The following is a 600-nucleotide window of genomic DNA, read 5'->3' on the forward strand; positions in this document are numbered from 1 at the left end:
CGCGTGTGTCATCGAGTCGAAAGGTGTGTCTCCGGGCTCTCCGCCCTTCCGCTGCCCCATCGCTCATCTCCCCCGTCACTAACCGTTTGTAGGACCGAATCCGGTGCTGTCGTCGTCCGCGGCCGACTGGTCCCCCGTTACCGCCGGGGAGTCGACCCTCAGCTGGGAGCCCGCGACCGACCACGGCGGCACCGTCAGCTACGTCCTGCACATGGCCGACAAGCCGGACGGGATCGAGATCGCGATGACCGCCGACACCCACCTGTTCACCCCGGCCGAGATGGAGCGGCTGCTGCGCGCCATCGAGGCGACCGTGCTCACCCAGGCGGGCTGACGCCCTTTACCGGGACGGGACACCCTTTCCGGTACGGTGCCGCGAGCGTGATCCGGATGATCAAGGGGGCGATCGTGTCACGGCGGCGTTGGGTACGAGGGCTGCTCGGGGTGGTGGCGGCGACGGTGACGGTCGAGCTGATCGGCTGGCTGAACCGGCAGGACGGCGGGTTCGTGCTGCTGCGCGGACTGCACCAGCCGGGGCTCGTGTTCCCGGTGGTCCTGCTGGCGCTGCTGTCAGCTGTGCTGCTCGGGTGCGAGGACACC

At 69.2% G+C, this 600-nt stretch carries 2 protein-coding genes; both read left to right on the forward strand.

What is annotated here, in order from left to right; all coding sequences use genetic code 11:
• The first annotated feature begins 103 nt into the window (after window positions 1–103).
• A complete protein-coding gene (locus ABD323_RS43920; protein WP_344447601.1) occupies window positions 104–334 on the forward strand; it encodes a hypothetical protein in 231 nt (76 codons plus the stop codon).
• A gap of 74 nt (window positions 335–408) precedes the next feature.
• Window positions 409–600 (forward strand): hypothetical protein (locus tag ABD323_RS43925; protein ID WP_344447602.1); only part of this gene is annotated, 192 nt, incomplete at its 3' end.

This window comes from Kitasatospora nipponensis (genome assembly GCF_039528135.1).
In the GTDB taxonomy this organism is placed as follows: Bacteria; Actinomycetota; Actinomycetes; order Streptomycetales; family Streptomycetaceae; genus Kitasatospora; species Kitasatospora nipponensis.